General features: G+C 34.1%; 11 protein-coding genes. 6 read left to right on the top strand and 5 right to left on the bottom strand.

Annotated features, from left to right (window positions below):
- Positions 1–32 precede the first annotated feature (32 nt).
- A complete protein-coding gene (gene ppk1 / locus QYS49_RS12115; RefSeq protein ID WP_308347566.1) occupies positions 33–2,150 on the bottom strand; it encodes a polyphosphate kinase 1 in 2,118 nt (705 codons plus the stop codon).
- Positions 2,151–2,260: 110 nt separating this feature from the next.
- Between ppk1 and QYS49_RS12110 the strand changes: the two genes are divergently transcribed.
- The 6 genes from QYS49_RS12110 to QYS49_RS12085 all read left to right on the top strand — a co-directional run bounded on the left by QYS49_RS12110 (position 2,261) and on the right by QYS49_RS12085 (position 9,553).
- Positions 2,261–3,568 (top strand): TlpA family protein disulfide reductase, encoded by a 1,308-nt coding sequence (locus QYS49_RS12110; protein WP_308347565.1) that lies wholly within the window; start codon positions 2,261–2,263, stop codon positions 3,566–3,568.
- Between the two features lie 338 nt (positions 3,569–3,906).
- A complete protein-coding gene (locus QYS49_RS12105; RefSeq protein WP_308347564.1) occupies positions 3,907–6,861 on the top strand; it encodes a M1 family metallopeptidase in 2,955 nt (984 codons plus the stop codon).
- A gap of 235 nt (positions 6,862–7,096) precedes the next feature.
- Positions 7,097–7,459, top strand: coding sequence for a PadR family transcriptional regulator (locus QYS49_RS12100; RefSeq protein WP_308351584.1), 363 nt, complete (start codon positions 7,097–7,099; stop codon positions 7,457–7,459).
- On the top strand, positions 7,456–8,085 hold the full coding sequence (locus QYS49_RS12095; protein ID WP_308347562.1) for a hypothetical protein: 630 nt from the start codon (positions 7,456–7,458) through the stop codon (positions 8,083–8,085). Before QYS49_RS12100 ends, QYS49_RS12095 begins: the two co-directional genes overlap by 4 nt.
- A 117-nt stretch (positions 8,086–8,202) precedes the next feature.
- Positions 8,203–8,574 (top strand): hypothetical protein, encoded by a 372-nt coding sequence (locus QYS49_RS12090; RefSeq protein ID WP_308347561.1) that lies wholly within the window; start codon positions 8,203–8,205, stop codon positions 8,572–8,574.
- 10 nt (positions 8,575–8,584) lie between these two features.
- A complete protein-coding gene (locus QYS49_RS12085) occupies positions 8,585–9,553 on the top strand; it encodes an alpha/beta hydrolase family protein (RefSeq protein ID WP_308347560.1) in 969 nt (322 codons plus the stop codon).
- Between the two features lie 79 nt (positions 9,554–9,632).
- On the opposite strand, the gene QYS49_RS12080 is transcribed toward QYS49_RS12085, so the two are convergent.
- The 4 genes from QYS49_RS12080 to QYS49_RS12065 all read right to left on the bottom strand — a co-directional run bounded on the left by QYS49_RS12080 (position 9,633) and on the right by QYS49_RS12065 (position 17,997).
- The gene (locus tag QYS49_RS12080; protein ID WP_308347558.1) at positions 9,633–10,523 is read right to left on the bottom strand and encodes a PorP/SprF family type IX secretion system membrane protein; all 891 of its coding nucleotides are present in this window, start codon (positions 10,521–10,523) and stop codon (positions 9,633–9,635) included.
- Between the two features lie 26 nt (positions 10,524–10,549).
- A complete protein-coding gene (locus QYS49_RS12075) occupies positions 10,550–14,260 on the bottom strand; it encodes an HYR domain-containing protein (protein WP_308347557.1) in 3,711 nt (1,236 codons plus the stop codon).
- A 76-nt stretch (positions 14,261–14,336) separates the two neighbouring features.
- Positions 14,337–17,315 (bottom strand): BspA family leucine-rich repeat surface protein, encoded by a 2,979-nt coding sequence (locus QYS49_RS12070; protein ID WP_308347556.1) that lies wholly within the window; start codon positions 17,313–17,315, stop codon positions 14,337–14,339.
- Positions 17,316–17,514: 199 nt separating this feature from the next.
- Positions 17,515–17,997, bottom strand: coding sequence for a hypothetical protein (locus QYS49_RS12065; protein WP_308347555.1), 483 nt, complete (start codon positions 17,995–17,997; stop codon positions 17,515–17,517).
- Between the last annotated feature and the right edge of the window lie 255 nt (positions 17,998–18,252).

The raw sequence follows: 18,252 nt of genomic DNA, 5'->3' as shown, positions 1-18,252 counted from the left end.
GAATAGGTTGATGTGTCATCAACCTATTAACCTCAATCAAACAATTTCACATCCTCTATCAGCTCAGGAGTAACCTTGAAAAATTCTTCATGAATATTAAATACAGGTTCTCCATTTCTTTCCAGCTCTTTATAAAAACTTTCTTCATTCATTTCATAGGAGTTCACATTATCCCATAAATTATATCGTAGGATATTCATCACCTGTCTTTTCAAGGTTTCATCTACAATTAAGAATAAAGACTCCAACCTTCTTTCAAAAGACCTTACCATCATATCAGCACTTCCACCATAAAGTTTGGGTTCTCCATTATTATGGAAATAATAGATTCTTGAATGCTCAAGATAATTTCCTACAATTGATCTGACAGTAATATTTTCACTCAATCCCTTTCTTCCTGGTCTCAAGCAACAAATTCCACGCACTATCAATTTAATTTTAACTCCAGCTTGAGAAGCAGCATAAAGTTCTTCAATTGATTCCTTATCTTCCAAGGAATTGATTTTAATGCAAATACCAGATGGTAATCCTGCTCTAGCATTTTCAGCTTCTTGCTGAATTAAATGAATTAGGCGGGTTCGCATGTCTTTCGGAGCCGTAATTAATCGCTCATATTCATGCGGCAGGCTGTGCCCAGTGATTACATTAAAAAACTCCGAAATATCTTGAGCATATGTCTCATCTGTTGTCATCAGCCCAATATCAGTATATAATCTTGCGGTTTCTTCATTATAATTACCACTTGCCATGTGCAAATAGCGCGTTACTTTCTCCTTTTCCTTACGAACAATCATCAAAAGCTTAGTATGGGTTTTATAACGACTGATTCCATAAATCACAAAACAACCTGCTTTCTGCAATCTTTTGGCTTCTCTTATATTATTTTCTTCATCAAAACGAGCCTTCACTTCAAATAAAACTGAAACGTGAATTCCATTTTCAGCAGCTTTAAGCAAAGCATTGGTGATTCTAGAATCTTCGGCCAATCTATAAATGGTAAGCTTGATAGACAAGACCTTTGGGTCTTCAGATGCCCGTTCTAGCATATCAATTACTGGTTCAATATTATTATAAGGGTGATGCAATAATATATCTCTATCTTTCAATATTTCGAAGATATTATCCGAATCAGATTTATGCTCCGGAAATGCTAAAGGCGGAACTGGATCAGGGGTAGTTGGAATTTTATCTTTAAATTCAGTATGCTTAATGATTTGCCATAAAGCACTATAATCCACCAAATCACCTTTCTTGAATTTGAAAATATTGTCTTTATCAATCTCCCACCGATCACAAAGAATTTTCATCATCCATTTATCGTAATCCTTGTCAATTTCAATACGCACTACCCTACCCGTCTTTCGAGTTTTAAGCTTTTTACGCATCTCTTCTAAGAAATTAGCCTCAATATCATCACTTTCCTCTAAAGTGAAATCTCCATTTCTAGTAATCCGGAAAAGGTTTACTGACAATATTTCGATATTTCTAAACAGCTTTTCAATATTGGCTTTTACTAATTCCTCTATAGGAATAAAAAGCATTTTATCATCTCGCTCTACTTCATAGAAACGCTGGATATTCTGTGGAATCTGAATAAAGGAAAGTTTCTTATTATCTTTTTTCTCCCCAAAAGATCGAGTTACAACTGAAAAAATCAGTAGTTTATTCATCAGAATAGGGAAAGTATGATAATTATCATAAACCATTGGTGTGAGCATTGGGAATATGATTTTATCGAAAAAGCTATTGGCTTTTTTTAATTCAGCTGCAGATAAATCGTTTAAATCGGCAAACTTAAAGCCATTCTCTTCAAAAAGAGGCTCAAGTTCATCCTCAAATAGCTGGTTTTGTGCTTTTACAAAATTCTGGCATTCCGTTAAGAGTTTTTTACGGAAAGGTAATTCACGTAAACCTGAATAGTCAATTCGCTCTCTTCCATAATCAATGTAATTATACAGTGAGCCTACTCTAATCATGAAAAACTCATCTAAATTAGAAGCTGTAATCGCTAGAAATTTAAGCCTATCAAAGATATTTCGACTAGGCTTTCGAGCCAAATCCAACACTCTATAGTTAAACTGTAACCAGCTTAAATCTCTGCTGACTAAATTACTCTTATTAATTAATGATGTTATTCTATCTATAGCCATGGGTAATGATTCAATTTCTAAATTTAAAAAGCTTTTAGCTTATTTGTTCAATAAAGAAGAAAATTTTAGTTTGGGACTTGAACTCAACCTTAAACAACAAATTAAAGAAAATGCGTCTAATTGTAAGCTTGTTTTGCATTAATCTATTGTTAATCTGCCAAACTCAGGCACAAAAGAAAACGAAAATTAAGTTTTCAGCAAATGAATGGCAAGACGAAACGCTGATTTTGGAAAAAACTGATCAACATTTCATTCCTGAATATTATGCTTTTAAAGAAATTCAACCTACAAATGAAGTTTATATTTTTGAATTAGAAAAGGCTGATTTCTACAATTTGAAAATTGCCGACAATAGCTATGGGATTTATTTACAACCAGGATTTACCTATAACTTAGAGTCAAAAAATGGTAAGCTAAATGTAGATTCTGAAGACCCTCTGAACTATTTACTGGCAGAAAATCAAAAACAGTTTGAAGAATTTCAAAAAAAGAACACTAATCTAATAGGTAAGGAAAAGAAAAATTATGATTCGAATTATGAAAAATATATTGAAGAAATAAAGCAATTAATTGACTCGAAAGCACTTACAGAATATGCAGAAGACATTATATTTTATGAATTGAAGCACAAGGAATTTAATACATTAAAAAATACTAAACAGTTTAAGGAATTAGAAAATGACATTATAAACAATGGGGTTTTATTGGATAACAAAGCATTCATCATGCTTATAAATAATGTATATCCAATTAAAGCTAATTCTTTTGATTTAATTGAAAGCGATGTACCTCCATCAAAGCCAACTCTTTATTTGTTAGATGAAGCGAAATACGTTCCAAATGATACGCTGGAACAGTTTGTTGAATTAATCATGCTTAACAATATACTGTATGGATCATTCAATTTTGAACCGAACGACAGTTTGATCAATAGCACTTTAGAAAAAATACTAAACAACCCAATAAATCCAACAATTCTAAAATTTGCTCAAGTTCTGAAAGCTAAAATGAATCAGTTAAAAGAAGGTAAAAAAGTACCAGACTTTCAATTTGAATTATTAGATCAATCTACTAAGAAATTATCCGATTATAAAGACCAATATGTATTACTGGATTTTTGGTACTCTGGCTGCCAACCATGTCTCAAAGCTGTACCGAAACTTAATGCTTTAGAAAAAGAGAATGAAAATCTCAGTATAATCGGAATTGACCCAGTAGATACTGAAGAAAGATTTTTAAAAGCAATTGATAAATTCAATATAAAATACGCTCAAACCCTAGTGGATGGGAATTCGGAAATGCGCTCCTATTTCAATGTTGGAGGTTATCCAACTTATGTTTTGATTGATCCTGATGGAAAATATATTAAAGAATTTAATAGCACGAATCTAAATGAAATTAAAAGCTATCTTAAATAAAAGATCACTATTCATTCGAAACAAAAGGAAAAAGCATGCCCGAAAAAAAGTGAAAACTCATTTCAGCTATAAATAAAATTAAAATAACACGTAGTATAAATTTAAAGTGTTTTTTCATTTTTGGAGATAATTAATAACGGTTCATTTGATTTAAAATTTATCAATTTTGAATCACTTCAAAAATATTTAATAAAAAATTTATTCTCGAATTTTAACAATTAAATTAGCTACTTTTCTTTACTTAACAAATGTGTTGTTTGATTATTCTGCAACCTTTGTTTGAAAAAATGCATCAACTTAGCAACAAAACAACTTTTTAAAACATCAACTTAAACCAAATGAAAAAAATTATTATTTGTACTTATTTATTGATGCAGGCTATAATGCTCCATGCACAGAATAACTATTGGCAACAAGAGGTTAATTATGACATTGAAGTTAAGCTTAATGATAACACTCATACCCTTCACGCTTACGAAGAAATAGAATATATCAATAATTCACCGGACAAACTTGATTTTATATGGATTCATCTATGGCCCAATGCTTATAAAAACTGTAAAACTGCCTTCGCAAAGCAGCAGATAGCAAACGGCTCCTCCCGATTTCATTTTTCCGAGGATGCTAAAAAAGGCTATATTGACAGTCTGAATTTTAAAACAAATGGTCAGATTTTGAAATGGGAATACCATCCAAAGCATGAGGATATTGCAAAAGTATACCTGAAAAATTCATTAGCTCCAGGTGAAAAAATAATGATTAGCACACCATTCAAAGTAAAACTTCCTGATTCTTTCTCAAGGCTTGGCCACGTAGGAAAGCAATATCAAATTACACAATGGTATCCAAAGCCAGCCGTATATGATGAAGATGGTTGGCATCCTATGCCCTATCTTGATCAAGGAGAATTTTACTCGGAATTCGGAAGCTTTGAAGTATCCATAACGATTCCTGAAACCTATGTAGTAGGCGCAACAGGTAACTTAAACACTGAAAAGGAAATTAGTTTTCTTGACTCTCTGGCCAAAACCGATAAGCAGCATTTACTGTCAGAACAATCTTCAGATGCTACTGATTCGGAAAGTGCTAATGAGGCACCAACAAATCGAATATACAAAACCATTAGCTATACCCAGGATAATGTCCATGATTTTGCATGGTTTGCCGATCAAACTTATGAAGTGCTTAAAGGTGAAATAGAATTACCTAATTCAGGGCGTACAGTAAAACTATATGCACTTTTCAATAAAAAAAACTATGAAGTATGGCAGGATATCATACAATATATGCAAGACGCCACTTTTTATTATTCCAAGTGGATAGGTGATTATCCATACGATGTGGTGACTGTGGTTGACGGTGCACTTAGTGCAGGTGCAGGCATGGAATACCCAACCATTACTGTATTGGGTGGAAACAGTCCTTTTGCGCTAGATCAAGTTACTACACATGAAATAGGCCATAATTGGTTTTACGGAATTTTAGCTAGTAATGAAAGAAAACATCCCTGGATGGATGAAGGTATTAATTCCCTTTATGAAAACCGTTATATTGAAACTAAATACCCAGCGCTGAAACTAATCACTTTGACGGGGCTGGAGGAAGACAATGAGTTTGGAAAATGGGTCGCAAAAACTACTCAGTTTGACAAATTGGAATATAGTAAAATAACTGAATTATCTTATTTACTTAATGCACGCAGAAACCTTGATCAGCCACTTGACCTAGAAGCAGGTGAATATACTTCAATGAATTATGGCACTATGGTTTATATGAAATCGGCCATGGCTTTTTCTCATTTATCGCAATACTTAGGACAGGAAGAATTTGACCGCATCATGAAGTTATATTATGATCAATGGAAATTTAAACATCCAAAACCTGAAGATTTTAGAGCCATTTTTGAAAAAGAATGTGATAAAAATCTTGAATGGTTTTTTGATGATCTTTTAAAAAGCACAAAAAAAGTTGATTATAAGATTAGTAAAATTGACAATTCAGGAAAGGGCTATAATATTACTTTAAAAAACAAGGGTAGAATAGCTTCACCTGTCCCAATTGTTGCACTTTCAGGCCAGGATACTATCATGAATCGTTATCTTGAAGGTTTTGTAGGAAAAAAAGAAATTGAATTACCAGATAATAAGATCGACAAAGTCATTATTGACCCCGAACATCATACTCTAGAACTATATTGGCAAGACAATCAAGCTTATTTAAATAAGGCATTTAAGAAAAATGATGGGTTGGATATTGGACTTATAGGAGGTATAGAAACAGGGCCTGAAAAGCGCATAAATTTTATCCCCACTATGGGTGCTAATACTCGAGATAAATATATGCTTGGTGCAGTTTTTTATAATAATGTGGTTCCTCAGAAAAAATTTAATTATGTTATCATGCCTATGTATAGTTTTGGGCTAAATCAAATGGCAGGTTCTGCTGAAGTAAATTATTCTGTATATCCATCCGAAGTTTTTCAGAAAATTACTTTTGGAGGTGAAGCCAAACAATATGCTGGCTATCAAAAAGCCGAACCTACTATCACGTTTACGTTCAAGCCGAAAAAACTAAGGACAAGTCCTAAACAGTGGTTAAAATTTAGATATACAGCAATTGGGGTGGATACGGAATTACAACCCACTTATGAATCAGATTATCAAATTGTATCTGCTATCTATAATATTGAAAATGGAAATGCTCTCACAGAATATAGCTTCAATAGTGAACTTCAATATAAACTTCAGGATTTTACACTTTGGAAAAATAAGGCTAAAGTTAAACATCAATATAAGAAAGGAAGATTTGCTTCACTAAATTTATTCTTTGGCTCATTTTTAAATAATGATAATGTACATCCTTCATTTCTATTAAGAATGAATGGTAGCACAGATTACCTAATGGAAACCACTTTTTTAGATAGAGCACAGATCTCGAATACTTTTACAGCATTTGAGCATCAAACAAATTTGGAAGATGGAGGCTTTCGAGCATTCTTACCAATTGCTATTAGCAATAATTGGCTCGCTGCAGCCAATGTAGATATTGACATGCCATTTACCAATCTAGTTTCTCTCTACGGTGATCTAGGTCTGATTTCAAATGATGTTTACTACGGTTCTGGTTTAAAAATAGACCTATTTAATAATGCGCTAGGTTTTTATTTCCCTCTAGTAGGAACTAACTATAATGGTGTAGTGGAAAGCTTTGTTAGTTTCAGGGATCATATCCGTTTTTCATTAAACCTCCGGCAGGTTAATCCATTTAAATTGATCGATAAGGTTGGTAAATAAGCTTGAAAACCCATACCTATTATTATCTAAGGTAAATAACTATAACACAAATTAGCTTACAGAGGCAGGCAATAAAAGCCTGCCTTTTAAGTATTACAAAGTTTAATTTATCTACAAAAACCTCTCAATTTTAAATTAGACAGTGATTTAACTGTTCAAAATCATAAAATACATTTATTATAAGATTGAATTTCATAAAATTATTTAACATTATATTTTGATACATCGTATTATGATGTATTTTTGTGCTATGTATTCAAAAGAATTATTAAAAGGCACGCTAGGAGTTATCATTTTAAAACTTCTCGAAGAAAACGGAAAAATGTACGGCTATGAAATTTGCCAAAAGGTAAAGGATATTTCAGATGGTAAAATCTTGATTAAAGATGGAAGCCTATATCCCACCCTTCATAAGCTTTTAAAAGATGGGATTTTAACCACTGAAGAAGTGAAAATTGGCAAAAGGGTACGGAAATATTATACATTAACTCCTAAAGGACAGGGTGAGAAAAAGATTGTGGTGAAAGAGTTAGAAGATTTTATGGAGACCTTGAACAAAATAATTTTTACGGACAACAAAACATCGCCTGCACTATGATTACGGATGAACAATTTTCTTTTATCAACCAAAAAATTAAAAAGAGTGGGATTGCCTCTAAAGAAATTCAAGACGACTTGATTGATCACTTTTGTTGCTTGGTAGAAATTGAAATGCAAAGAGGAAATTCTTTTGAAGGCGCTTACGAGAAAGCATACCAACAAACCACTCCAAATGGATTTGAAGAAATACATTTCGAAACTTTGTTTTTATTAAACCATAAAAAAATAATACTCATGAAACAGTTCACTTACATTTCAGGCTATTTATTTGCCCTATCAACAACTGCGGGAGCATTTTTCAAAGTCATGCACTTTCCTGGCGCTAACATAATGTTATTCTCAGGTTTACTGGGTATATCATTTATTTTCTTGCCTTTATTGTTGATCAATAAATTTAAATACAAGGTTTTTAATGTGATGTCTGAAAAACTAAAATGGATATTTGGGACATTAAGTATAATGCTTATCCTGATTGGTAGTGGATTTAAAGTATTGCATTTGCAAGGTGCCGCAGTAATTTTCGGATTAGGCATGTTGATTTTTGGTATGCTGTTCCTACCATTCCTATTTTTCAGAATGTATAAAACCAGTCAAAAAGAAACTCTAAACCAAAAACAAGCATGAAATGAGCATAAATCTAGAATCCTTAATATACCAACCGAAGGATGAATAGATTTGATGCGAATTCCATCCATATAAATACGGGACAAGTTGTGACCTTTAAAAGTAAACACTATTCACATGAAAAAGATCATCTATATATCTGGATGGCTATTTAGCTTCATATTCGTAATTGGATTTCTATTCAAAATCCTACAGTTGCCCTATTCATTTATTATGCTTTACGTAGGAGGCACAGTTGCAGGGCTTATTTGTTTTCCTTTAGTTTTTTATTATAAATGGCGAACTCATAAACTTTCGACAAAAAGAGTATTATTTCAGTGGGTTTTTGGGCAATCAGCTGTAGTAATTTTTGTGATTTCCACATGGCTCAGATTTACCAATGACTTTTTTGCCAACATCACATTTATTATTGCATTTGTCATTTTAGCTTTCGCTTTCCTACCATTTTTGTTTTTTAATATGTATCAACAGTCTATTGAAGAGATTTAATTTCATCATTATGAAAACCACCTTATATTTAACCACCATAGTTTTATCCACTTTCCTTAGCTGCAATAGCAAGAAGGAAGGACATGATGTTAAAGAGAATATTGCGGAATTTAGTGGGCAGAATATTTTACTAAAGACGGTAGATTATATGGCCGCTCCTATTGCAAAAAAAATAGATCATCATCCTGAATTATTCACCCACTTAGATGAAGTCGAAATATTTTCAATGGCTTACTATAGCGACAGTCTGTTAGTATCTGGATTTATGGTTCAGCCTAAAAAACCTGGGAAATATCCCGTGATTATTTTAAATAGAGGTGGAAATCAGGAATTAGGCAGACTATTGGTGGCTACTGCGGTGGAAGTAATGGCTCCATTTGCAGCTGAAGGCTTTGTGGTAGTAGCTTCTAACTATAGAGGAAATAGCGGAAGTGAAGGTAAAGAAGAGTTTGGTGGAGCAGATGTTATGGACAATATTAATTTGATTTCTCATTTACATGAAATTGAGAAAGCAGACACAAATAATATTAATTTATTGGGAATTAGCAGAGGTGGAATGATGAATTATTTGACCCTAAAGAATTACAAGGGTGATAAAATTAAATCTTCAGCAGCCATAGGTGGTGTTTCTGACCTAGAGATCACTTTAAAACATCACCCTGAGATGGAAGGTGTTTACCAAGAATTAATCCCCGACTATAATGAAAAGCCAAAAGAAGTACTTCAGGCAAGATCTGCAAATTATTGGACAAATGAATTACCTGATATCCCCTACATAATTTTGCACAGTAACACTGACGAGCATGTTCATCATTCACAGGCACTCATGTTAGCGGATAGTTTAAAAAAATATAGCAAAAATGTTGATCTACAAATATTTGAAAACGATAGTCACGGATTAACAAATAACAGAGAAAAAGTAATAGCTGAAATAATGAAGGTTTTTAAAGAATCATCTTCAAATTCAGGTGTTTACTGATGTAGATCAATCCGTATTCTTCATTTTAGTTTAAATCTTATAACTGTTAAACCAAATCCTCTATTTTCTGCTATACTCATTATCTTCCAAGCCTATATCGTAAACTCACTTCATGAATATTGAAATTCATTTGTTTGACAGAAGATGATAAAGGAAGCTCATAAAAATAATTAAAGTCTAAATCATTAATGAACTGGAATCCTATCATAAAATTTACATAAGAAACAGATCTGTATCCTAGCCCAACTTTGATTTTGTCTTTAAACTCCAATATTGCATTTCCATCGGCTTGAATAGGAGAACCTTTTACCACTTTTATCAAACTATTCAATTGGATTTTAGAAGTATGATTTAATATAAGTTCATATCCCGCATTAAGAAATAAGTGTCTGTTCAAATTCAGATTTTCATTTTCCCATACTGTCAATACCTCTGGAATAGAAAGTCCAGCAAAAAATTTATTTTTACTAAAATAAAGACCTACTCCAACACTAGGTCTAACAATTGATATATTCTTTTCAAAATTAGGATCATCATCTACTTTTAGACTTCTAAGGCTTTCATTAAAAAATGACACTCCTGCTCGCAAGCCAAAAGACAAAACATTTGGATGAAATCCCCAGGAAGTAAAAGAATTTTTGTTTTTTGAAATTAGCGAATAGGAATAACTACCATAAACACCATTTGTGCTCGTCACCCCTATTTTATCACTATAAAAATTAGCTCCTAAGCCAACTTTCGGACTTAAAGCCTTCCCGTGTGTCGAAAAAAACATGCTCCGAGGAGAACCTTCCATTCCTTGGAAAGAACCTCTTGCAGAAAAGTTAAAGACAGGATCTATATCATATCCTGCAACAGCAGGATTAATCGAAAATGGGTCAAGTAAATAATTGTAATTGGCGGGCATCTGTTGCGCCATACCAACAGATGCAATCATACCAATAGCTAAAAGAATTAAAAATCTTTTCATATCAAGCGGTTAAATTTTAAGGTTTATTATCTTTTAAGTACTAAAAATCCTTCTAAATCAGAATGCCCTTCAGCAAATCTGATCTTATAGAAATATGTACCTTCAGGAAGTTGTCCCCCTCCTAAGCTTGTATTCCGATTTGCATTTCCATCAAATACATTATACTGATTATCATAGCCTTTAATAGCAAAGACTATATTTCCCCATCGATTATAGATGACTACTTCATTATTTCTATATTCTTCAATTCCTTCAATCTTCCATATTTCATTTATCCCATCATTATCCGGTGAAAAGCCTTTTGCTACTTGAACACCTTCCTCTACATTGACAGTGATTTCCGATTCTATAGAACATCCAAAAGAATTGGTAAATATTACAGTATAAGTGGTACTCTTATCAGGACTAGCTATTGGGTTTGAAATAGTTGTGTTACTTAGACCACGTGCGGGAAACCATTTATAACTTCCATCAGAGGAACTCTCAGCACTTAGCTCTACTGATTCCCCTAGATTAATTTCAACATCTTCACCAACTTCAATTTGAGGTATTCCTTCACCTATTATTTTTAGATTAAAATTGCAGGAAGTCTTATTCCCTGATTGATCTACTACTTCAATTATCACTTCAGAATCTTCATTAATAACAGAGCCTGGTTCAGGAAATTGATTTATACTTTCAATACTGCTGCAACTAGCATCAACTTTAACTAAATCTCTGAAATCAGGTAAAACAGCTTCACAATTTTCATTCAGTGAAATTTCTTGCTCCTCAGGACAAGTCAGCGAATTGAGATTATCACCCTCTGCCGAAACTTGAAATGTACAAGTTGAAGTATTTCCTGAATTATCTTGAGCAGTAATAGTAATGGTCATTCCTTCCGTATATTCACTTCCAGCTTCAGGTGATTGTGTGATGATCGGATTTGGATCTCTATCATCCGAAACACTTATTAAACCAGTATAATCAGGGATTTCCGTTGCTCCACAAGCTAAAACCTGATCCTCTGGACAGCTGATTTCAGGAGCTTCCGTATCAGCATCAGAAGTTGCAATTATTTCAATTTCACAGTTTTCTATATTTCCACTTGCATCTTCAGCTGTAATTGTAATAGTAATATCTTCTGTAATCTCAGTACCAGGAGCAACTGATTGACTTACTGTAGGTTCTGCATCACAATTATCATCAACCGTTACAAGTGATGTATAATCAGCTAAGCTTCCTCCAATTGTTATGGTTTGAGGAGCTAGGCAGCTTAAAGACGGAGATTCAGTATCTTCCTCACTGTTGACTACAAAGTCACAGCTGGATACGTTACCCGATTCATCTTCAGCCGAAATGGTAATGGTCATACCTTCTGTAAATCCACTTCCAGCTTCTGGCGATTGTGTGATGATCGGATTTGGGTCTCTATCATCCGAAACACTTACTAAACCAGTATAATCAGGGATTTCCGTTGCTCCACAAGCTAAAACCTGATCCTCTGGACAGGTGATTTCAGGAGCTTCCGTATCAGCATCAGAAGTTGCAATTATTTCAATTTCACAGTTTTCTATATTTCCACTTGCATCTTCAGCTGTAATTGTAATAGAAATATCTTCTGTAATCTCAGTACCAGGAGCAACTGATTGACTTACTATAGGTTCAGCATCACAATTATCCTCAACGGTTACAAGTGAAGTATAATCAGCTAAGCTTCCACCAATTGTTATGGTTTGAGGAGCTAGGCAGCTTATAGTCGGAGATTCTGTATCTTCCTCCCTGTTGACCACAAAGTCACAACTGGATACATTACCCGATTCATCTTCAGCCGAAATAGTAATGGACATACCTTCTGTAAATTCACTTCCAGCCTCAGGTGATTGTGTGATGATCGGATTTGGATCTCTATCATCAGAAACACTTACCAAATCAGTATAATCTTGAATTTCGGTAGCTCCACAGGCTAAAAACTGATCATCTGGACATGTGATTTCAGGAGCTTCGGTATCAGGTTCTGAAGTTGCAATAATCTCTATTTCACAGTTTTCTATATTTCCACTAGCATCTTCAGCTGTAATTGTAATAGTAATATCTTCTGTAATCTCAGTACCAGGAGCAACTGATTGACTTACTGTAGGTTCCGCATCACAATTATCCTCAACTGTTACAAGTGAAGTATAATCAGCTAAACTTCCACCAATTGTTACGGTTTGAGGTGCTAGGCAGCTTAAAGTCGGAGATTCAGTATCTTCCTCACTGTTGACTACAAAGTCACAGCTGGATACGTTACCCGATTCATCTTCAGCCGAAATAGTAATGGTCATACCTGCTGTATATTCACTTCCAGCTTCTGGCGATTGTGTGATAATTGGGCTTGCATCTCTATTATCAGAAACACTTACTAAATCAGTGTAATCAGGTATTTCAGTTGCATCACAGGCTAGACTTTGATTATCAGGACAAGTCAGTTCTGGTGCTTCAGTATCAGGGGTTACTTCAATAATGAAAGTACAGATTTTTGTATTTCCGCTAGCATCTTCAGCAGTTAAAGTAACAGTTGTTTCTTCCGTAAATTCAGTACCTGCTTCAGGAGATTGACTCACTGAAACATCAGAATCACAATTATCGGATACTACTGTCAGAGAAGTATAATCCTTAAGATTTTCACCAGGAATTAATTCCTGATCTTCTGGGCATTCAATAACAGGCGATTCAGTATCTGCTGCAAGATTGACTAAAAATTCGCAAGTTGATTCATTTCCTGCTTCATCCTTTGCCTTTATGGAAATAGTCATACCTGCAGTAAAAGGACTTCCTGCAACCGGTGATTGAGTCACTTCAGGACTAGTATCTCTATTATCGGAAACACTCACCAAATCAGTATAATCTGGAATTACTGTAGCATCACAGGCCAGTTCTTGATTATCTGGACAAGTCAGTTCTGGTGCTTCAGTATCAGGAGTTACTTCAATAACGAAAGTACAAGTTTTTGAATTTCCACTAGCATCTTCAGCAGTTAAAGTAACTGTTGTTTCTTCTGTAAATTCAGTACCTGCTTCAGGAGATTGACTTACTGAAACATCAGAATCACAATTATCGGATACTATTGCCAGAGAAGTATAATCCTTAAGATTTTCACCTGGAATTAATTCCTGATCATCAGGGCATTCAATAGCAGGAGATTCAGTATCCTCTTCAAGATTAACCAAAAATTCACAGGTAGATTCATTTCCTGCTTCATCCTTTGCCTTTATGGAAATAGTCATACCTGCAGTAAAAGGACTCCTAGCTGCCGGAGATTGAGTCACTTCAGGACTTGAATCTCTATTATCGGAAACACTTACCAAATCAGTATAATCTGGAATTACTGTAGCATCACAGGCCAGTTCTTGATTATCTGGACAAGTCAGTTCAGGTGCTTCAGTATCAGGAGTTACTTCAATAATGAAAGTACAAGCTTTTGTATTTCCACTAGCATCTTCAGCAGTTAAAGTAACTGTTGTTTCTTCTGTAAATTCAGTACCTGCTTCAGGAGATTGACTCACTGAAACATCAGAATCACAATTATCGGATACTACTGCCAGAGAAGTATAATCCTTAAGATTTTCACCTGGATTTAATTTTTGATCATCAGGACAAGTAATCTCCGGTGCCTCCGTATCTGTTCCGTCAGTGAGTGTAATTTCTTTAGTATAAAAACAATCAGCTGTAGCTTCTACTTTGAGTGTGTAGGTTCCAGCTCCAATATTTTCCAATACTTCATCCTCACCAATTAACTCATCTTCCTCATTAAACCATTTAAATTCAACATCATTAATTGATGACTCACCCTCAAGAGTGGCGTTCTGATGCTCCAGGACATGAAATCTCTTGACTAGTTGAAATAGTTACTTCATTTGATAGTTCACCGTAATCATAAATAGTCCAACCAAAATCATCTTTAATGGACTGCCTATATTCTGCAGCTTCAGATGGATATTTAGAATTCCCAGCATGAAAAAACAAACCATCTTGAAGAGATAATTTTGACCAGCCTTCCAGTGTAGCAGAATAATTACATGGTGAAAGACCGCTATCATCTAAAAACATGCGGATATTTTCCACCTTTGAAATATCCCAATCTCCAAGGTCCTGATCAAAAGCCGGTGAATCTCTGAAGGTGGAATACATATCTTCTACATTTCCAACATCCCACCCTCCAATATCTTGATTAAAACTAGAGGCTTCAGAAAACATAAAATACATAGTCGTATTTTGGCTTACATCCCAGCCACTTATATCCTGATTAAATGCTGATGCTTTTCTAAACATCTCATTCATGTTCTTAACATTGCTCACATTCCATTCTCCAATATCCTGATTGAATGGTGTCTCCCTAAATAAGCAACCCATTTTTGTAACCTTACTCACATCCCAATCCCCGATATCCTGATTAAAAGAAGTGGCATTGGAAAACATAAAATACATATCTGTCACATTGCTCACATCCCAGTTAGAAATATCAGAATTAAAAGAAGATGCACCATAAAATGTACTTCTCATGGTGGTGGCATTGCTTACATCCCAATTATTTAGGTTTTGATTAAAACTATGGGCAAATGTAAAAAGAGAGCTAAAATCTGTCACATTAGATACGTCCCAATCATTGATGTCACTGTTAAATGATGAAGCCTGGTAGAACATGTAATTCATACTAGTTACTTCTGATAAATCAGGTATATCATCAGCTGGAATAGTCAAATTGGAACAACCATAAAACATATCCTCCATCGATTGCCACTGAGCATCACCCCACTGTTCCACAGTTAATAATTTGGCAGGATCATTACTATAAAACGGAAAATAAAAGCGAGTAATACTCTCTGGTAAAGAAACCTGATAAACTCCTGGTTCAGGAAATGTAATAGTAGTGGTTCCAGATTGATCTTCTAAAACTCCATTTACCGAAGGATCTGTCACCTTTTCCCAATAGATATCATAATATCCACCAGAAACTCTTAGTTCTATTTGATCATTATTAGTATCACCCTCTTCTTCAGTATCCCAAGTTGTTACAAAAGCACTTTCAGGGTCAAATAATGTTTCTATATCCTCAAATGAAAATATTTCTCCAAAATTATTAGCATCATCTTCAAAATAGAAATGAACATCATATTGAGAGCTTGATTTCAGTTCATCAATAACATTAATGATTTCAGTATCCTTGGTATTTATTGGAAAACTACCCTGTAAAACTGCATCTGTTCCTTCATTAATTTCCTCATAATCAACAGTATAATAAGTACTGCTTTCAAAAACAGCATAATTAACTTTACCTTTTTCCTTTGCATTTACAAGCAAGGAAAATCCCTCTGTAGTTATATTTTCCAGTTTAGGATAGTCATCATGAAAAGGAATTGCGTAATGATCCCCACCAAAAACAACATATACACTTTCAGACCGATAAGTCCATTCACCAAAAATGAAGTCATCCAAACCATCACCATTGAAATCTTTGCCCCCGTCAATTGGTCTTCCAACATTAGAATGATCCATATCATCAATCAAAAAACCATTAGTTCCATCAATATCTGCCCTATCAAATTCAGAAGGGAACCCATCTGTTGTGCCATATACAATGTTAATATTGGGGTCAGCAATTATAAAATCATCAATACCATCAAAATTAAGATCACCTGCAGGGGCGGCACACAGAAGCATGTCTTTCACAACAAAACCGTTATCCCCGTCAAAATCTGCCATCATCATCTCAGCAGGAAAAGGATCATTAGAGCCAAAAATGATATTATTTTCAGAAAAGCAATCATCTATTCCATCACCATTGACATCACCAATAGGGCCAACAAAAGTTAAAAAATTATTATCTCTGTTATCGATTTTGAATCCATCACTTCCGTCAACATCTTCTATTTCAACTAAGGGGTCAAATGTTCCATTTTTACCAAACAATACATAGCTGATTGATCTTTCAGGGCTGAAACCATTCCTGCTTCCAATTAAAATATCATTTATTCCGTCATTATTGATATCACCAGCGCTTCCAACTTGATCTCCAGGACCAGATGCCATAAAATCAGTGGTTCTAAAACCTTTTACTCCATCAAGATATGTAACATCAATTTCTGATGGAAAATTATCAGATCGCCCAAAAACTATACAAGCACTGAAGCCATTGAAACTATCAGGGGTAGCTATAATAAAATCATTAATTCCATCTCCATTGATATCTCCCAATTTAGCAACAGAACCACTTTTTGAAACTTCTATACTAAAACCATTACTTCCGCCTATATCTGAAGATTCAATTAAAGAAGGAAAAGACGGTTTTCCATATAGAATTTTCACATCATAACTACCTGCCCCACCAATAATTAAATCATCTATTCCGTCACCATTAATATCACCAGGGCCTGCAACTTCTCTCCCTCTCCTTTCACCTTCTACAACTCCTTCTATTACGAACCCATTGCTCCCATTCAGCGTACTCAGGTCAAATGGAAAATCAAATTCATCATTAGAACCGAAAATGATATAAGCCTTACCTGCGTTATCCAGTCCATCAACTGTTGTCGCTCCACTAGAAATAGCTATATCTTCCAGTCCATCATTATTAATATCACCTATAAATTGTAAATCAGTGCCATAACCACTTCTGTCATCAGCATCTGGTTTAGGAATTGTAATCCCCCTAGTTCCTTTAAGAGTATTTTTATCAAAAACTGGAGGGTAATTTTGTGCTGAAAGCTTATTAGCTGAATACAGCAAAGAAATAAATGTAAAAAATGAAATTAATAGTAGTAGTTTTTTCATTTCAAATAAAGGTTCTGATTTAGATTAAAATATATATGTGTTAATGGTCAAATCATTTACATTTGAACAATAGCAAATCTAGGATTGGATGGCATGGAATAAACCATCATAAAACAGTAAGTATAAAAATCACTAAAAATGGTGAGTGGTCCAGCAAGCTGATTACAAGTATAGATTAAAATGAGCTTAGCCTTTATTACTACTTCTTTACTTCTTCCATCTGTCTTTTGTACTGATCATACATAAATAATGGATCTAAATTCTTCTGATACTCTGTCGGGTAAATTGATATTGCTTCCGAAGGATTATCAATTAAATAGACTTTCAATACTTGACTCCCGTATTGAGTATTGGAATGAAGTGTTGCAAACCGTTCTTTATCAGGAATTTGTGTAGTCACATATTGATAGTTTTTGAATCTTTTTTCACTACGTTGCCATTCTTTTTTATACTTATAAATTTTGCCACTAATTGGATCATCAACACCTGAGATTTGAATTAAAACTTCTTCATTTTCCTTCTCTCCTATTCTTAGTAATTTCACCCTAAAGGTTCTAGCCCCTTTTCTGCCTTCATATTGTTCGATATATTTCCCTAATTCCTGGGCTTTAATTTCTACCGAATGGAATAGACTGCCGATGAGTACTGAAAAAAATAACATTAAATACATTTGATTTTTCATGTGTATAGTGTTTACTTTCAACGGTCACATGGAATTCAATAAATTTTATCCCTGCCAGAGGCAGGCAAGCTATCCTCAGTTGGTATGTTGAGGATTCTAAAATTTATGCTCATTTCATGATAACTTCAATTAGTTTTAACTTCCGATTTAATTTTATCAAAATTAGTTAAGTCATTGACTATAAGCATCATTAGAAATAACCATAAAAATAAATCACTAAAAATGATGAGTGTTTTTTGTGAAACTATGCTTAAT

Origin of the sequence: Marivirga salinae (genome assembly GCF_030503855.1) — a bacterium.
GTDB classification, from domain to species: domain Bacteria; phylum Bacteroidota; class Bacteroidia; order Cytophagales; family Cyclobacteriaceae; genus Marivirga; species Marivirga salinarum.
The sequence above is the reverse complement of the archived record's forward strand: the minus strand, read 5'-3'. Positions and strand labels throughout refer to the sequence as shown.

Bases quoted from the DNA above. Each gene is read 5' to 3' on its own strand.
- QYS49_RS12065 (WP_308347555.1), bottom strand. From the start codon at position 17,997: ATGAAAAATCAAATGTATTTAATGTTATTTTTTTCAGTACTCATCGGC.
- QYS49_RS12070 (WP_308347556.1), bottom strand. From the start codon at position 17,315: ATGAAAAAACTACTACTATTAATTTCATTTTTTACATTTATTTCTTTG.
- QYS49_RS12095 (WP_308347562.1), top strand. From the start codon at position 7,456: ATGATTACGGATGAACAATTTTCTTTTATCAACCAAAAAATTAAAAAG.
- QYS49_RS12110 (WP_308347565.1), top strand. From the start codon at position 2,261: ATGCGTCTAATTGTAAGCTTGTTTTGCATTAATCTATTGTTAATCTGC.
- ppk1 (WP_308347566.1), bottom strand. From the start codon at position 2,150: ATGGCTATAGATAGAATAACATCATTAATTAATAAGAGTAATTTAGTC.
- QYS49_RS12100 (WP_308351584.1), top strand. From the start codon at position 7,097: ATGTATTTTTGTGCTATGTATTCAAAAGAATTATTAAAAGGCACGCTA.
- QYS49_RS12090 (WP_308347561.1), top strand. From the start codon at position 8,203: ATGAAAAAGATCATCTATATATCTGGATGGCTATTTAGCTTCATATTC.
- QYS49_RS12080 (WP_308347558.1), bottom strand. From the start codon at position 10,523: ATGAAAAGATTTTTAATTCTTTTAGCTATTGGTATGATTGCATCTGTT.
- QYS49_RS12085 (WP_308347560.1), top strand. From the start codon at position 8,585: ATGAAAACCACCTTATATTTAACCACCATAGTTTTATCCACTTTCCTT.
- QYS49_RS12105 (WP_308347564.1), top strand. From the start codon at position 3,907: ATGAAAAAAATTATTATTTGTACTTATTTATTGATGCAGGCTATAATG.